The organism is Streptomyces sp. NPDC085927 (assembly GCF_044540975.1).
GTDB classification, from domain to species: domain Bacteria; phylum Actinomycetota; class Actinomycetes; order Streptomycetales; family Streptomycetaceae; genus Streptomyces; species Streptomyces hirsutus.
In genome coordinates this window covers 1-14,840 of record NZ_JBITSN010000016.1, presented here as the reverse complement: position 1 = coordinate 14,840, position 14,840 = coordinate 1, and the positions used below count along the sequence as shown (strand labels likewise).

Here is a 14,840-nt window from a genome sequence, read left to right as displayed (position 1 = left end):
GCCGGGCCCCGGGCGGGTAGACGTCAGCGGGAGATGCGAGGAAAGGGCGGGGTCGTCACCGGCGGTGGGCCTGCCCGTGGCGGGGGTGAGGTTCGGGAGTGGGCGGGCGTGGTTGGTGGCGTGGGATGGTTGGCCCGCTCCCATCGGCTGCGCAGCGAGGTGAGGTCTGCCAGTGCGCGGCGGCTGCCGACGACGAGCTGGTACGGGGTGGTCGCTGGATCGTTGGTGAACGCTGCGATGCGTGTGCCTACGTGATGTGCGGTCGTGAGGACGGCGCGCTTGAGGATGCGTTCGCCCCAGTAGTGGGGCGAGCCGCCGGGCGGCGTGCTGAGGAGGTTGAGCAGCTCCAGGGGCGTGATCTCCGCGGTGAGCAGGCCCTTGTGCTGGGCCTCCCATAGGACGGTGACGGGGTCGACGGGAGCGCCGCGCCGGGTCAGGGCGGTCAGGCACTGCCACAGTCCGGCGTGAAGCGGGTGGGTGATGTCCTGGGCGGTCAGCCAGCGCATCTGCTCGGTCTCCGCGGGGTGCGCGATCGCGGTCGCCAGCAGTGACCGCTCCTCGTCGAGCGCTTCCTCGTCGTGCCCGCTGAGCGTGTCGCCGGGTGGTGGCGCCAGCGTGCGGGGCAGGGAACCGGGGTGCGCCCGAAAGCGGGCCGCGAGGTCGTCGGCGCAGCGGGCGAGAGCATCTGCTTTGGCGAGGGCCGCGGAGACGGGCTGGGGGAGCGTGGCGTCTGTCGCGGACTGTATGAGGCGGTGGGCATGCAAGCGCAGGGTGCGGCGGGCGTGATCGGTTTCGACCATCCGTGCGTAGGCGGGCGCGTGCTTGGGCCATGGGCAGATCTGGACCAGCGTGTGCAGGTAGGAGGCGGTTAGCCCGCGGGTGTGCTTTCGGGCGGTGGTCAGGACCGCGGTCAGCCAGCTGGCGTCCTCGGCGTGCCGGCCGGGGTCGGGGGCCGGCAGGGCGCGGATCGCGGCGAACAGGGCGCCGTGGGCGTGGTGGGAGAAGGAGTCGGGTTCGACGCCGGTGATGTCGGCGAGGCGGTGGGGCTCAAGGAGGAGAGCACCGAGGAGGGCCTGCTCGGCGTAGTACACCGGCCGCTGTTCAGGCAGCATGTCGAGGACGGCGTCCTGGTCGGGAGCGTGGTCGGGGAGCATCAGACGGCGAGGGTGAAGTCGTCGGGGTTGAGGGGCACTCGCAGGTGCGGCGCGAGAAGGTGGGCGGCGAGCAGCGGGGGCACGGCGTTGCCGATCTGGGAGAACTGCTGGCCCTTGTTTCCTTGCCAGGGGTAGTCGGCGGGGAAGGTCTGCAGGACTCCGGCCTCCCGGGCGGTGATCCGGATCGGCTCAGGGGCCGCCGGACGCTTGTCCTCGGACGGGATGCCGACGGGCTCGGCGACCCAGGTGCACTCGTTCGCGCGGTGCCCGAAGAACAGGGTCCCGGCGGGCTCGTCCAGCGGCCGGACAGTGGCGTTGGCCTGGTTGTTGCTGCGCAGTGCCCACTTCCAGTGGGTGGTCTTGCTGGTGAACGTGGGCGCCGGGCTTCCCTCGGGGGTGGCCGATCGGGTGCCGTGCCGCGCGGTCCAGCCCGCTCCGCGGGTCTGCGGTTCGAGCACCACCTCCGTGGAAGCCGTCTGCGGGCGCCACAGACCTTGTTCCCGGGCGGTGGCGAGACTCTGGCGCGAGCCGGAGGGGAAGGGCTCGGGGCCGCCGCCCGGTCCGCCGCCGGCGCACACGGTGGGGACGGGGCGCTCGGTGGCGCCCCAGCCGAGGGCCTCGGCCATGCTGACCCACCGGGCGCGGCCCGGCCCGAACAGCGACTCGGGCTCGGCGAGGCGGGCGTGGGTGGGCGCGGGCGGATGGGCCGCACGGACACGGGAGGCGAGGAGGATCGCCCGCCGTCTCGTCTGGGGGACGCCGTAGTCGGCGGCATTGAGGATGCCGGTCCACACCGAGAAGCCCCAGCGCCGAAGAATGGCCGCGTACTGCCGCCACAGGGGCAGGACATCGGGGACCTCCTCCATAGCCACCCACTCCGGCTCGCCGGACGCGTTCAGGGCGTGGAGGTAGCGCATCGGTTCGGCGGCCAGCAGACTGCGCTCATCCCGGCAGGCGGCCAGCAGCTTCTCCCGGGTATCCCGTCCGGCGGCGAGGTCCGCGACCGCCTGGTGCACCAGCGGCTGGTCGACCAGGCCTAGGCGCTTGCCGGCCATCGACCATGCCTGGCACGGCGGACTCGCGATCAACCCTCGGGTCCGGCCGACCCAGGGCCACGTCGGATACAGCGCCACATCGGTGCGCAGCGTCAACTGACCGGCACGAGCACGGGTCTTGCATGCCCAGGGATCCCACTCCAGGCCGATGTCGCGGACACCGAGGACGGACAGGGCATGGCTCCAGCCGCCCGGACCCGCAAACAGATCCAGAACGATCAAGAGACCAGTCCGAAGTCGTCCTGTACAGGTTTGGCGCTGCCACGGCAGGCCCACGGGGAGCAGCCGTCCACCACACCCTGCTCCAGCTCCTCCGCGTCCGGCGCATCGGTCAGCTCGTCCTGGCGGGCCGCCCACTCAGCGGCGGTGACGTGGTCGATCGGCGCCTCGCTGAGCGGCACCCGGGAGCGGTGCAGGAACGCCTGCCCCAGCAGATGGTTCCCGTTCGCGTTCGCGCGAGCATTTCCCTTTCGGATGGCGGCGTCGAATGCTACGACGTCCTGCCATTCGTCGGGGCTGGTGTCACGGATGTGCCGCCACTGCGCGTTTCCGTGGAAAGGGCATCCCAGGCAACTTGATTTCGGCGTGTCCGCGAGACCTAGTGATGTGAGATAGCGGATGCAGTCGGAGCGCGACCAGCCCAGATCGATCAGCGGGTGCCGGTTGTGCATGTAGCGGACATCGGCATCCTTGGCGCGATGGAATTCGTCCGTGGAGATGCCCACCCACTGCTCGACGAAAACACCCTTCGGAATACGCTGCGGGTATGGGTAGCCGAGGAGTTCGCGGACCTTCCTCTTGATCGGTTTGATCTTGTACTCGCCTGTGCACTGACGCCTGGTCATGCCCTGTTTGCCGTCTTGGTTCAGGATGTAGAGCGGCATGGAGGCGAAACGGTGTTCCGGGTCCAGTGCGTCTTGGCGGATGTTTCCGGAGGAGACCCGGAGGACGGGTATTCCTGCTGGGGTTGCGATCTTTTTCTCGATGTGGTCGAGGTGGGCATAGACCGCTCGGGGTTCCCAGCCAGTATCGGCGAAGATGGCGTAATCGACCTTGGGGAGGAGACCTTCGGCTGAAAGTGCGAGCATGGCGCTGGACTGAACCCCAGCGCCCAGGGATATGGCGCGAAAAGCGGGAGGTGTGGAAATGGGTAATCCTGGTATGAGAGGTGGTGGATGCGTCTCTGGCGGTAGGCGGGGGCCTGTGCCGCCTACGAGTAGGGGTGCTGCTGGCCGCCGGTGACTGCTTGGGCTTGGTGGTTACCGGGGGAGGCGGGGCGGCGATCGGCTTCCGCGTACACGGCGGGGATGCGCTGGAGAAGGCGGGTGGCAGCCTGAACGGTGCTGCCACGGGTACGGCCCAGGGCAGCTTGCCCCTGTGGCGGTGCGTAAATCAGGCGTCACCGTCGCTTGGCGGCGTGGGTACGGCCAGGCTGGGCCAGGGCGTGCTGGACGCGCGGGTTCACCGCCGCGTTGCGGACGGGAGCGATCACCGCTTCACTGGAGTGCTGCACGAGATGCGGGAGGTCACCGAAGGTGCGCTGGACCGATGCGGTGCTGGCCAGGTGGGTGAAGAACTGGCTTACCAGGCGCACGGGGGTGGCGCGGGTGAAAGAGGCGGCCCAGTCGGTGTCGACGCCGTCGAGCAGAGAGTGCTGAATGTGCCAGCGGGTGTCGGCGTTCAGCTCGTGGGTGAGGGCGCAGTGCCCGTCGGCGGAGGTGAACACGGTGGCCTCTCCCTCGGCCGCCATCGTCCAGTTGTTGAGGTCTGCTGTCTGCACGAGAGTGCTGGTCGTGACCGGGATCCGTCCGGCGTGCCGCGTATCGCCCAGGAACTGTGGCAGTGCCTGGGCGAAGGCGGCGATGGCCTCGATCGGCGTCTGCCGGCTGAACCGGGCTTCCCAGTAGGGCTCGTGGTGGCTGATCCGCCACCAGTTGCCGTGCCGGTTCGCCGGATCGAAGTCGACGAAGAGGCTGTGACAGGGGCTGTCCAGGGCGACGTGTCCGGTGGTCGCGTCGTGGTTGTGCGTCCAGGAGTACAGGTGGATCAGGGGACCGAGGGCATCACCGAGCCGGTCCAGTCCTCCGCCAGCCAGGTGGCGCGGGGAGATGAGGACCCGGTCCGTGGGGGCGAAGTCGGTCATCGGGTGCGTCTCGTGGCTGGCTTCGCCGAAGCAGGTGCCTTGGCCACTGACCGGGCGGGTGTTGTGCCGGGCTTGTGCTGGGCGAGGGCCCGCTGGCCATCGGCGGTGACGTCGAGGAGCTGGCCCTGGAACAGGGATGTGGAGGTGTCGACCTGGACGAGTCCTCGCTTGGTCAGGGCGTTCAGCGTGGCGAGGTTTACGGTCTTCCCGTTCTGATCGACGGCTTTGCTGACGCCGTACCTCATGTCGTAGAGACTGCCGCCCCCTTGGGACAGTCGAAGGAGGGTGTCGTACTGGCTGTCCGAGATGCTCGGCTCCGTGGGGGCCCGCTGCCGTTTGGAGTGCCGTTTCACGTCGCCGTTGATGCCGTTGGCGAGGTAATGACAGCCGGTGTAGGTGAGGTTGAGCTGACGGGCAGCGTCCGCCAGATGCTTCGGCATAACGGGCATTGCCTTTGCGTGCCGTGCCTTGCGTACTGCCCTTTCATCGGCTGGTGGGCCGGGGGACGCGGCGGCTTCCAGGGGATTGGAGAACAGTGCACTGGCCAGGTCGGAGGCGGCGAAACTTGCGGTGGAAACGATGGCGGCCAGTGCTTCCAGGGAAGGGCGGCTGCCGGGCACCGTGGTGTACTGACTGCCGTCGAGCACGTCAAGATGCTCCAGGGCGCGTCGAACCAGCTCGTTGATAACCATGATTTTCGACGTGATCTGTTGCCGGGCGTCGGTGCCGGGGGTCAGGGTGAGGGAACGGACTTCGCTGTGCAGGTCCTCGAAATCGCTGCCGAGTTCCCGTAGTCGGGCGACCTCGGCTGACAGGTCGACTTGACGCATGATGCTCCAGGTGCGGCGGACTGTTGGTCAGCGGCTTCGCCGCTTGGCCTGGGAAGCGGACGGCGACTCGGGTGCGGCACCAGGGCGGGTGCGTGCCGGTGGGATGTTCTGCACGGTGGCGATGCCGAGGTCGACGCGCACGCTCAGGCCATGGGTGTAGAGATGGGCCTCGGCGCTCACCACGGCGCCCAGTACCTCGCGTTTGCCGCATCTGGGAGGCAACTCGTACTGTCCTGGAGCTCCCGCAGACGTGAAGCCGTGCTGGACGAGGACGGTTCCTGCCGTGTCCGGGGTGGCGGTCGCGGTGACGACGCCGTCGACGAAGCGGAAGATCACATCGGGCCGGGGCGGTGCGCCGGTCCTGTTCTGGCGCGTGGTCCAGGCGAGGTCGACGAGGTCATGCGTGTGGGTCATCAATCCGTAGGCCGCCGCGTCGGCGCGCTCGTGCGCGTCTTCGGCGGTCTCCGGCGGCAGGAGACAGAGGGTGCGATCCTGGCGCTTGCGTGCGGTGAATCCCGCCCCGGTCAGAATGTGGCCGGCGTTGCGGATTGACCGGTTGAGGACGACGAAGGTCCATCCGTCGCCGGTCGAGCCGATGAAGACATCGTTGTGGTCGGTGAGGGCCATGAGGCTCCGGGAGGTTCAGGGGCGGTGAGCGAGACGGAGGTCTGCCTCGGCCCTGCTAGATGGTCGTGCCGTACTCGCTCTGCTGGGGGGCGTGCTTGGCGACGGCGCGAGTGGTGATCGCCTTCGACGCGTGGGCGGAGGCTGCGGAGAGGTTGGCAGCGCCGGGTTCGAGGTACCAGGGGCGCAGGTCGAGCATGGCGGCCCGCATACCGGTGGCGAAACAGAGTGCGGTGCCCTTGGGCAGGGCGCGGATCGCGTCGGCCGGTAGGATCCGCTCCTGCCGCATCGAAACGGAGGTCGACTTGCCGGACTCGGAGCGGGAGGTGGAGGTGGTCTCCACGTCGTGGTCGCCGATCAGCCGGGACAGCTTGTCGGCGAAGTCGGGATCGTCGATACCGGAGCCGATGACCTTCACGGTGGAGGCGGACCACATGGCGTCCATGCCTGCGTCGCCCCAGACCTTCTGGCCCTGGCGGTAGGACTGCAGGATCGTGATCGGGATGATGCCGCGGCTGCCGAGGTGGGAGTACAGGTCCGGCAGGTCACTGATCTTGCAGACGTTGGCGGCCTCGTCGAGGATCGCGAGCATCGGCGGGTCGAGCCGACCGCTGGCACGCTCGGCCTGGGCGGTCGCCGCTCGCATCACGGAGTCCGCGCACGCCGCGATCAGCGCCGAAGCACCGCCTCCGCCGTCCTTCGACAACAGGTAGAGCGTGTCGGTGGAGGTGACGAACTGCGACGGACGGAACTCCGGGATGTTCTTCTGCGGGGTGACCCAGGCGGCGATCTCGGAGTTCAGCAGGGCGGCGGCGTACTGGCGGGCCGTCTCGTAGATGCCGTCGCGGGTCTCGGGCGGGCCTTCCACGGTGCCCTTGAGTTGCGCGGCGACGGCGGCGAGGTCGTGGTCGCGCAGGATGTCCAGCGGGGTGCGGTCGGCGGGGAAGGCCAGCCACTGCATGACGTCGGTGATGGGCCGGTCGTCGAGGGCTGCGGCGAGGAAGAGCTGGGACAGGATGTTGGATCCGGCCTTCGACCAGAAGTCACCCTGCTGGCTCGCGTCCACGCTGGCGGCGAGGAAGTGGCCGGCTAACCGGCCGGCGCCGTCGAGGGTCTTGGCGTCGGCGAGCGGGTTCCACCACATCTCGCGGGAGGCGTGCGCGATCTGCTGCGGGTCCATCGACCACGTCCGTCCGACTGCCGACCGTGCGTCGATGGTCGCGGTGAACGCGTCTCCGGCGGCCTTGTTGGAGGTGAGCAGGACGGGGCCAGGAGCGGCGAGGATCGATGGAATCGCCAGGGATGTGGTCTTGCCGGATCGCGGCGCCATGATCGCGACGGCGACGTCCTCGTAGCCCATGCGCACCTCGTGCCGCGTGCCCTGGAGGTTGCCGAGGAGGATGCCGGTGTCCTTCGCTGCGATGTGCTTGGCCGTCTTCAGGCTCGGTCGCAGGGAGCGTGCCTTCGCGGTGATCGCCTTGGCCATCAAGGGCTCGATGTCCCTCGGCTTGGCCATGCCGGCGATCTTCTTCTTACGGCCGCCGCTTCCGCCCTTATGACGGGACCACAGGACGCCGACCACGGCGCCGAGCGCGAGCAGGGCCGCGATCGGGACGATGCGCGCTCCGATCAGCAGAGACGTCTCCCCGGCCTGCGGCCAGAGCCGGTCGGGGTGCAGGAGAGCGGTGGTCGGCTGGTAGGAAGCCCAGCCGTGTCCGGTCAGCCAGGCGGTGGCGTTGCCGGACAGCCAGGCGAGGTGCGACAGGGGTATGACGATGCCGAGCACTCCGAGGAAGAGGCGGAAGGCGAGGTCGTACCCGTCGGTGGAGGAGTTGGGGGCAGAGGGCAAGAGTGTGTGCTTCCGGGTGAGAGGGCTGTGGGGTTCAGCGAGTGCGGTTTGGGCCGGCCGGAGGGCGTCGTGGCGTCGGCGTGGGCATCGGTGTGATGGAACGTCGGGCGGAGAGCGCGCGAACCCGGTCCTCCAGCGCGGATGCCAAGCTCTCGGCGGGGACGCTGTGGCTCTTTACGGTCATCTGGGCGCGGGCCAGGTGCGGTACGCGGCCGGGTGCGCGGATGAGGGGGCCGTCGCTGGCGAGTGCACTGGTCAGTGCCGTGATGAGGTGGATGGGCGTGTTGCCGTCCAGGTCTGCTCGCCAGATGGCGGGCTGCCAGGCGAGTCCTGTTCTGATCGTCCAGGCATTGCTGCCGCCGTACGTGGGCCGGTCGACCCTGACGATGCCGTCGGGCGAGACGAGGACGTCGTCGACGCTGGGCGAGTGCCATCCGGCCTGGCGCAAGGGCTCGAACGGGTCGGCCCCCACCGGTTTGGCGGGGTCGGTGAGAGCGTCGGTAAACGTTGCGATGATCTCGACAGGGGTGCGGGCGCCGAAGCCGGCGTACCAGTTCGGCTGGGCAGTACCGCGGGCGTGCTGCAGGGTCCACCACGGCCCGTCCTCGGCTGGTTCAAGCCGCAAAAGAGCCTTCTGGTCGGGGCTGGACAGAAGGACCCGGGGCATCAGAGGGTCGTGACCGTAGCTCCAGCCGCAGGCGCGGTGCAGGGGCACGGTCACCCATGCGGGGTCGCCACTGCTGGCCGGATAGGGCGGGGAGACGAGGTCGATCCCGACGGTTGCGGGGGCCTCGTTCGCGTTCATCGGCGCACCTTGGTGGCCCGTGACGTGGGAAGAGCGGCGGTCGTGGAGGGTGATGGAGCCAAAGGGGAGGGGGCGTACCGGGCTGCTGAGTGGATCTCGGCGAGGGCCTGGCCATGGGTGGCCCAGTCGTCGAGGCAGCTCCAGCATTCGGCGTGGTGCTCGGCGAGGGCGTCATCGAAGACCGGAGAGCCAAGGCGGGCGTCGGCGGGGAGGCTGTCGCGGGTCTCCCGCCACTCTTTGTCCAGGGCATCGAGACGTTCCAGGGCGTCCTGCAGGACGTCCAGCTGCCAGACCCAGCGGCTCTGCACCGCGTCGGCGGGCAGTTGCCCAAGCTGAGCCCGGGCGGTGGCCAGGAGGCGATGCTCGCCGTTGCGGACTGTCTCGAATGCCTCGGCGGTCATGGCGTCGCGGATACTGGCCCGACGGCCGTAGGCGCTTTCGTCATAGGGCCAGCCGTCGAGGTCGGTGTGCTCGTCGGAGTACGCGTTCCAGGAGCTGAGGATGCCCTCGCTGTCCTTGAGGAAGCCGTCGAGATGACGTAGCGACTTGCGATGGGCGGAGGGGGTGAGGGAAATGGCGGGTCCTAGCGGTCGTCAGGCGGAGGGGCGGAGAGGCGGAACGGTCGGGTCAGCGCCGCACGGATGCGGTCGCCCTCGGCGGCGTGGAAGCCTTGGAAGTAGCCGGTTGTTGCTTGCGGCGGGCGGTGCGTGCCTGGGCGCGAAGGGCATCGAGCCGAGTGATGTGTGCGGCGACCACCTGCTTCGGAGTGAGCGGGCTCGGCTCCTGAACGGCGCTGTAGTGCGCGGCGCGGTCGTACATCCCGCGTTGAAGAGGACTGCTGTCGGCAAGTGCGGTGACGAACGCGTTCACCAGATGGACGGGGGTGTGTTCATGGAACCGGGCGTGCCAGATGGGGCGGCCAGGATGGCCGTCGAAGCCGGTCTCGTGCGTTTCGATGTGCCAGGACGGCGCGTCGCGGAATGCGAGCGGATGCAGTTCGATGGAGCACATCCCATCCGCGGAATGCGCCGTGTGTTCGTCGGTACGGACCCATCCCGCTGAGGAAACTGCCTGCCACGGGTCCGGCTGCCTTGCCGGCGGCGGGGCGATGACGGCATCGGTCACTCCGGCCAGGACCTCGGCGGGGACGAGTTCGCCGAAGCCGGCCCACCAGTACGGCTCAGTGCCAGTGGGCTCGCTCGCCAGCTGCCACCAAGCGAACAGGTGCCCCGACTCCGGAGTGAACTGCAGGCGGCGACGGTGGTCGGGGCTGGTCAGCACCATCTGCGGGCTCAAGGGATCGGAGATGCGGGACCATCCGGCGGCGGCGAGGCCGTGGGTGACATGACGGGCGTCGCCAGGCCCGGCAAGATGGCGGGGGCTTGTGTCGAACGGGATCTGGCCGGCGTGCTTGCGCTCGTACTCGGCGAGCTGCCGTTCGTTCACCGGCACCGGGAGCACTCCGGGGTGTCCGGGGAGCCGTTCGCGAGCAGGGTGCGTAGTTCGTCCATGACGTAGTGCAGAGCGTGCTGGTCGGTCTGCTCCCATGTCGCCGCGCGCAGCTCGGTGGCCAGCAGACGCAGACCGGGGGTGCGGGCGGTGTCCGGGTGGTCGAGCACCACGCGGGCGAGGGCGCGCAGGCTGTCGCCGAACTGGACGGGGATGCCGGTGTACTCGTCCAGCAGGGGCTCGACCAGAGCGAGCGCATCGCCGGGGTCGGGTGCGCCGCGCAGGTATTCGGTGAGCCGGGACAGGGTCTCGGTGGCGTGGTGGATGTCGTTGGGGGCCAGTTCGGACACGGGGCTCCTTGAGGGAAGGTTCGGCCCGGTCAGCGGCGAGCGCGGACGTGGTGACTGCCGGCGGCGGGGCGGGTGGCGGTGCGGGGCCGGTTGGCTGCCCAGCGGGCCCAGGTGGCGGTGCGGGCGGCCTGGATGCGGGTTTGCTGCCAGGCACTCAGCTGGGAGGGGAAGACCGAGACGGAGGTGGTACGGATTTTCGAGCTGTGTGGCACGCGTCCCCGCGGTCGCATCACGGGTTCGGGGCTGGCCAGGGCGGTGGAGAAGGCTTGGACGACGTGCATGGGCGTGGAGGCGGTGAAGACCGCCGTCCATCCGTTGCCCTGCTGGTCGTTGGCTCCGGACCACCACATGGCCTGACCGGATGGGTCCTCGTAGAACTGCATCCACGCCGTGCCCTCCGGGCTCCTGGCGTTGAACTGCCCGGAGGGCCGCCTGGTCTCCCAACGCTGCTCCTGCAGCGGGGCCCACACATCGGGGGCGTGTGCGGAGCGGGGGCGAGCGAGGGCGTCGGTAAGTCCGGCGACGATCTCCACCGGTGCCTGTCGGCCGAGCATCGCAATCCATTCGTCCTGGTGCGCGCCAGCCTTGCTGTGAATCGTCCATCCGCCCGGCTGGACGAAGGGGTCGTATCCGACGCGGATGCTGCGGTCGGGGCTGACGAAGGCAAGCGGCCCGCTGCGCTTGGACTTGTCCTGCCATCCGCAGGCGCGCAGGTATTCGAAGATGTGGCGGACGTCGCCGCCGCCGGCCAGCGAGCGCGGCTCTACGAGGTAGTGCTGCTCGGCTTGTTCGCCCGCTCTCCAGTCTCGCCGCTGGTTTCGTTTCATCGGCGCCGCCGTATGACGAGCGGAGTGGCAACCAGGGGCTTTGCCGCAGTGGCGGCCGGACGGGCGCTGAAGCGCTGGAGAGTGTCGGCGTGTTCTTCGAGGTCCACGCCGATGGCATTGAGTTCGTTCGCGGCCCGGCCGAGGGCTAGCCACACTTCTGCCGGCAACGCGCCGCGTTCGGCTTCGTTCTTGGCGAAGCGGCTGCCGGTGGCCACGAGGTGGGCGAAGCCGCTGAGGATTCCGTCCATGGGGTCCAGGACGCGTGCGATGAGCTGTGTGGCTTGGTGGGCGGGGAGCTGCACGAGAGTACTGGTGAGGTGGCCGAGTTGGCGGGTGATCTCGTCGGCCAGCTTGGCCTGGTCAGAGGTGCTGTGGGGCATAGTCCTCCGGAGCGGACATGAGGTCAGTGGCGGTGTGCGATGCGCCGCGCTTCATCGAGGGCGGCGTATCGCACACCGGCCTTCGGAGCGTCCTGGTCGGGACCGGTGGCGATAATGCGCGCAGGTAGCGGCGGAACCGGACGGTCACCAGTCAGGGCTTGAGGTGCCGGGAGATCGGCAGGACTGTGCGGGGCACTACGGGTTTTCCGGTCGTGGTGCTTTCCGGGCCCCGAAGAAGGTGTCGGGGCCGGGTCGGGCCACGGGGGACGCCGGAACGTTGCGGTGGTGGCGGAGCCTGCGCGGGACGCTGGGCCGACCGCGGCAGTATGGGCCTGGCGGGCGCAGACCTCGTGCACGGTCTGCTGACAGGCGTCCTCGTCGAAGAGGTCGGGGCGGATGTTGACCGTGGAGCCGGCCTCAAACAGGACGTGAGCTGCCGCGGTGCTGGGGCGCCTCTACTGGACGGGCAGGTCGTGCGGCGGACGAGGGCAGTCCCCGCGTGCGCCGGAGACGTCCGCGAATCCGCCGGCCGTCTGAAGGACGCTGCAGCCCAGTCGTCTTCGCCGAGCGCGTCGACTAACCGGTGCGTATGTCGCGCGTGATGGTGATGTAGTCCATCACCAAGAAGTCGGGCTCGTCCCGGCTCATCGTGTCCGTGCGCTGGCAGTGCGGGTCCGGGGTGGGAAGGCGGCTGCTGGTGCGGTGGCTGTAGGCGTGGACCGGTCTGCTTGGTGCTGGACTGCGGCGGTGATGCCTCGTGCGTCGAGCTGGATGGCAGTCTGGTGCACGGCACAGGCCAGGGCGGCACTGTCGTTACTGCTCAGCCGGTAGATGCCGCTCTGTTCGTCGTGGATGAAGCCGTTGGCGAGCAACACATCGGCGGCTGATGCGGTGACACCGGCGGCGGCGAGGCTTCCGTCGGCCTGCCAGGCGAGGACGACCCGGTCCGGCTGGGACGGACGCACCTCAGCGGTTGCTTCCTGAGTGTCGGCGGCGTTGTTGCGGACCTGGGCGAGCGAGGCGTCGTAGCGGGCCAGCAGGTCGCGCGCGACGGACCCGGCGCTGAGGAACGGATCGTCGTTCAAGGCGATGCCGTCCGGCTCACGCAGTCCGCGAAACGCCTCTGCCGGGATGTTACGAGGGGCGACGGCGGCGATGAGGAAGCCGTCCCGTTCGTCGTGCCGGTCGAGGACGATGAGCTGGGCACCATCCTCCCGTGTGAGAACGGCTCCGTGTTTCAACGGGTGCGTGGTCAGGGACTCGGCGACGAGGTCCATATCCCAGACGCGGTCGCTCAGTTCGGCGAGGTCGTTTGTGTGATCCGGCGGGTGGTAGATGCTGCCCCAGGCGCCGGGCAGTTCCCCGGCCAGGAGATCGGCGAAGGACGCGAGGCGGCCGGGCTTGTGGTAGTCGTGCATGTCTTCCTTACGCAGGCGGGAGGGTCAGCGGCGCGGACTGGTGGAGGCCGGGGGAGGGGCGGCGCAGGGAGTGGGGGAGGGATTGCGCACACGGCCGAGGCTTCGCGTTCGGTGTCGCGGACCTGCTCGGTGCACACGCTGCGACCCGTGTGCGGCGCGTGCCGGTCGGTGAGGGGTAAAGAGGAAGGCTCCTACGGTGAGGGTCGGGTGGTGTGGCGTACGGTCGGCGGTAAGGCCGCAACACCCGGCTGGCCGACCTGCCGTTGAGATGAGCGGTAGCCCGTGTTGAGGTCCTGCTGCACGCCATGGAGGCGGCGGGCGATCAACTCCAGATGGTGTGCGGTGTCCTGCCCGGCGAGGCCCGGCAGCAGTGCGAGGCGGTAGGCGGTGTGCTCGACGAGCCTGCGCACGGCGGTCAGTGGGCCGGAGTATTCGTCAGCGAGTTGGCCCGGGACCGACATGAGGGGAGCCAATGGGCTCGCACCGGTGCCATATGGGGTGATGCGTGGGAGCGAGCCGCAGGTCCGTCTCGATGCGGCCGGCCTCGGCGGTGATCGTGTCGGTTTCGGTGCCGGGGGCGTGGGAGGGAGAGGACGCCGCGCCCGGCGGCACGAGCCGCCCAGGCGGCATCCGCGCAGACCTCCGCCGGTTCCTTCCAGTCAGCGACGAGTTCGCGCAGGTTGGCAGCGAGCTGGGCGGGCCAGTCACGGTCTGCGGGATTCAGGATGGCCCGGGCCCGGGAGCGTGCGAGGGCCAGGACGCGGCCGGGCCGGTGGCGAGGGAGGCTCACTGGCCGCTCCGGGCATCGTTGACGTGCACGAGCTGGCCGAGGACGGTGGTGGTGTACCAGCCGCAGTCGACGATCTCCCGGTCCCTGGTGAACCTCGGCAGGAGGTAGTCCTCCACGGCACGCAGGTGGAGCAGGCAGTCGGGGCACCGGCGAGAGAGGTGGACCAGGTACTGCGGGTGGGCGGTGATGTACGACTGCTGTCCACCGGTGGAATCGCGCAGCCGCCAGCCGTTCTCATCCGTCGGGGTGTGCCAGGAGGGCGCCACGATGTGCATGGAGTCTCCCCAAAGTTCCCCGCTGAAAGCACCCTTCAGAACTACGACGTGGTCTCCAGCCCGGAAGTGGGCGTGGGTGATGTCCCGAGCAGGGGTGAATGGGTCTGGTGTTGGTGCGGGCAGCGGGGTGTTCGAAGGCGTCCAGGATGGCGGGAGCATTCGGGTCCTTCCACGCGGGGCGAGTGGCGGTGGGAGGATCAATGGTCTGCAGGATCGCCGGTTTGGCTAACCGGCACTCCCCGGCTATGGTCCGGTTGCTTTCAGCGGAAAGGGTTTTCGGTTCCGCAGTCGTCATCGGTGGCTGCTTCGAGGAGTTCGAGCAGGTCAGCGCCGTCTGTATCACGTTGGTCGATCCACCAGCCGGCCCGGATGATCGTGCGGGCCTTCTCCGGGCCCTCCAACGGCGGCATGTCGAAGCGCTCGGCCCACTCGGAGGCGGCCTGCTGCTCCTTGGCGCGGCGGGCGGCGAGCCACTCTTCCTTGGACTTCGTGTCTGCGTCGCGCGACGCCTTCCAGCAGTCGGTGCTTATCTGCACTTTACTCGAATGGGTGGGGCGGGCTATGAGACGCAGGAGAATGTTCCTTTCCTGAGGGGACAGCTGATCGGTTGCTGGCATGGGGCGCCGGACGGCCGGTTGTGGCCAGGACAGGGTCCTGGATGGCCAGCTGCACCAACAATCAGCGGGTGATCAGCCATGCCTCCGGCTGCGAGGGCATCTTCCCGAACTAGGACGACCACGAGCTGACCCGTGAGGAGGTTGCTGAACTCGTTCGATGGGCGAAGATGCGCTGGCTTAGTGGTCGGCTCCGGAAATCCTTCGGGGGTTGATCAGGCGGCCAGGGCAACAGAGGATTCTTCTGGCCGGTCGGCGGGTGCGTGCCGGTCGAGTC

At 69.0% G+C, this 14,840-nt stretch carries 17 protein-coding genes; all 17 read right to left on the bottom strand.

Annotated features, from left to right (window positions below):
• Nucleotides 1-23: 23 nt before the first annotated feature.
• Nucleotides 24-1,154 (bottom strand): DnaB-like helicase N-terminal domain-containing protein, encoded by a 1,131-nt coding sequence (locus ACIF80_RS30795; protein ID WP_399810576.1) that lies wholly within the window; start codon nucleotides 1,152-1,154, stop codon nucleotides 24-26.
• Nucleotides 1,154-2,428: a DNA cytosine methyltransferase gene (locus ACIF80_RS30790; protein ID WP_399810839.1), complete on the bottom strand. Its 1,275-nt coding sequence runs from the start codon at nucleotides 2,426-2,428 to the stop codon at nucleotides 1,154-1,156. Before ACIF80_RS30790 ends, ACIF80_RS30795 begins: the two co-directional genes overlap by 1 nt.
• Nucleotides 2,428-3,297, bottom strand: a complete 870-nt coding sequence (locus ACIF80_RS30785) for a hypothetical protein (protein ID WP_399810574.1) — start codon at nucleotides 3,295-3,297, stop codon at nucleotides 2,428-2,430. The genes ACIF80_RS30790 and ACIF80_RS30785 overlap by 1 nt, the downstream gene beginning before the upstream one ends.
• Before the next feature lie 311 nt (nucleotides 3,298-3,608).
• Nucleotides 3,609-4,352: a DUF317 domain-containing protein gene (locus ACIF80_RS30780; protein ID WP_399810572.1), complete on the bottom strand. Its 744-nt coding sequence runs from the start codon at nucleotides 4,350-4,352 to the stop codon at nucleotides 3,609-3,611.
• Nucleotides 4,349-5,182, bottom strand: a complete 834-nt coding sequence (locus tag ACIF80_RS30775; protein WP_399810571.1) for a hypothetical protein — start codon at nucleotides 5,180-5,182, stop codon at nucleotides 4,349-4,351. Before ACIF80_RS30775 ends, ACIF80_RS30780 begins: the two co-directional genes overlap by 4 nt.
• A 27-nt stretch (nucleotides 5,183-5,209) precedes the next feature.
• Complete coding sequence (locus ACIF80_RS30770; RefSeq protein WP_399810569.1) at nucleotides 5,210-5,809, bottom strand: hypothetical protein; 600 nt, start codon at nucleotides 5,807-5,809, stop codon at nucleotides 5,210-5,212.
• Between the two features lie 55 nt (nucleotides 5,810-5,864).
• The gene (locus tag ACIF80_RS30765) at nucleotides 5,865-7,655 is read right to left on the bottom strand and encodes a type IV secretory system conjugative DNA transfer family protein (RefSeq protein ID WP_399810567.1); all 1,791 of its coding nucleotides are present in this window, start codon (nucleotides 7,653-7,655) and stop codon (nucleotides 5,865-5,867) included.
• Between the two features lie 34 nt (nucleotides 7,656-7,689).
• Complete coding sequence (locus ACIF80_RS30760) at nucleotides 7,690-8,460, bottom strand: DUF317 domain-containing protein (protein WP_399810565.1); 771 nt, start codon at nucleotides 8,458-8,460, stop codon at nucleotides 7,690-7,692.
• Nucleotides 8,457-8,861 carry a hypothetical protein gene (locus tag ACIF80_RS30755; protein ID WP_399810564.1) on the bottom strand — a complete coding sequence of 135 codons (405 nt, stop codon included), beginning with the start codon at nucleotides 8,859-8,861 and terminating at the stop codon, nucleotides 8,457-8,459. The genes ACIF80_RS30760 and ACIF80_RS30755 overlap by 4 nt, the downstream gene beginning before the upstream one ends.
• A 226-nt stretch (nucleotides 8,862-9,087) precedes the next feature.
• Nucleotides 9,088-9,912, bottom strand: coding sequence for a DUF317 domain-containing protein (locus ACIF80_RS30750; protein WP_399810563.1), 825 nt, complete (start codon nucleotides 9,910-9,912; stop codon nucleotides 9,088-9,090).
• Nucleotides 9,903-10,259 (bottom strand): hypothetical protein, encoded by a 357-nt coding sequence (locus ACIF80_RS30745; RefSeq protein ID WP_399810561.1) that lies wholly within the window; start codon nucleotides 10,257-10,259, stop codon nucleotides 9,903-9,905. The genes ACIF80_RS30750 and ACIF80_RS30745 overlap by 10 nt, the downstream gene beginning before the upstream one ends.
• 29 nt (nucleotides 10,260-10,288) lie before the next feature.
• Nucleotides 10,289-11,086, bottom strand: a complete 798-nt coding sequence (locus tag ACIF80_RS30740; RefSeq protein WP_399810560.1) for a DUF317 domain-containing protein — start codon at nucleotides 11,084-11,086, stop codon at nucleotides 10,289-10,291.
• Entirely contained in the window at nucleotides 11,083-11,466 is a 384-nt protein-coding gene (locus ACIF80_RS30735) for a hypothetical protein (RefSeq protein WP_399810558.1), read from the bottom strand. The genes ACIF80_RS30740 and ACIF80_RS30735 overlap by 4 nt, the downstream gene beginning before the upstream one ends.
• 644 nt (nucleotides 11,467-12,110) lie before the next feature.
• Entirely contained in the window at nucleotides 12,111-12,884 is a 774-nt protein-coding gene (locus tag ACIF80_RS30730) for a hypothetical protein (RefSeq protein WP_399810556.1), read from the bottom strand.
• A gap of 191 nt (nucleotides 12,885-13,075) precedes the next feature.
• Nucleotides 13,076-13,345, bottom strand: a complete 270-nt coding sequence (locus tag ACIF80_RS30725; protein WP_399810555.1) for a hypothetical protein — start codon at nucleotides 13,343-13,345, stop codon at nucleotides 13,076-13,078.
• A 325-nt stretch (nucleotides 13,346-13,670) separates the two neighbouring features.
• Complete coding sequence (locus ACIF80_RS30720; RefSeq protein WP_399810553.1) at nucleotides 13,671-14,108, bottom strand: hypothetical protein; 438 nt, start codon at nucleotides 14,106-14,108, stop codon at nucleotides 13,671-13,673.
• 101 nt (nucleotides 14,109-14,209) lie between these two features.
• Nucleotides 14,210-14,485: a hypothetical protein gene (locus tag ACIF80_RS30715; RefSeq protein ID WP_399810551.1), complete on the bottom strand. Its 276-nt coding sequence runs from the start codon at nucleotides 14,483-14,485 to the stop codon at nucleotides 14,210-14,212.
• Between the last annotated feature and the right edge of the window lie 355 nt (nucleotides 14,486-14,840).

Bases quoted from the DNA above. Each gene is read 5' to 3' on its own strand.
- ACIF80_RS30775 (WP_399810571.1), bottom strand. From the start codon at position 5,182: ATGCGTCAAGTCGACCTGTCAGCCGAGGTCGCCCGACTACGGGAACTC.
- ACIF80_RS30795 (WP_399810576.1), bottom strand. From the start codon at position 1,154: ATGCTCCCCGACCACGCTCCCGACCAGGACGCCGTCCTCGACATGCTG.
- ACIF80_RS30735 (WP_399810558.1), bottom strand. From the start codon at position 11,466: ATGCCCCACAGCACCTCTGACCAGGCCAAGCTGGCCGACGAGATCACC.
- ACIF80_RS30785 (WP_399810574.1), bottom strand. From the start codon at position 3,297: ATGCTCGCACTTTCAGCCGAAGGTCTCCTCCCCAAGGTCGATTACGCC.
- ACIF80_RS30720 (WP_399810553.1), bottom strand. From the start codon at position 14,108: ATGCTCCCGCCATCCTGGACGCCTTCGAACACCCCGCTGCCCGCACCA.
- ACIF80_RS30780 (WP_399810572.1), bottom strand. From the start codon at position 4,352: ATGACCGACTTCGCCCCCACGGACCGGGTCCTCATCTCCCCGCGCCAC.
- ACIF80_RS30725 (WP_399810555.1), bottom strand. From the start codon at position 13,345: ATGTCGGTCCCGGGCCAACTCGCTGACGAATACTCCGGCCCACTGACC.
- ACIF80_RS30770 (WP_399810569.1), bottom strand. From the start codon at position 5,809: ATGGCCCTCACCGACCACAACGATGTCTTCATCGGCTCGACCGGCGAC.
- ACIF80_RS30760 (WP_399810565.1), bottom strand. From the start codon at position 8,460: ATGAACGCGAACGAGGCCCCCGCAACCGTCGGGATCGACCTCGTCTCC.
- ACIF80_RS30755 (WP_399810564.1), bottom strand. From the start codon at position 8,861: ATGACCGCCGAGGCATTCGAGACAGTCCGCAACGGCGAGCATCGCCTC.
- ACIF80_RS30730 (WP_399810556.1), bottom strand. From the start codon at position 12,884: ATGCACGACTACCACAAGCCCGGCCGCCTCGCGTCCTTCGCCGATCTC.
- ACIF80_RS30740 (WP_399810560.1), bottom strand. From the start codon at position 11,086: ATGAAACGAAACCAGCGGCGAGACTGGAGAGCGGGCGAACAAGCCGAG.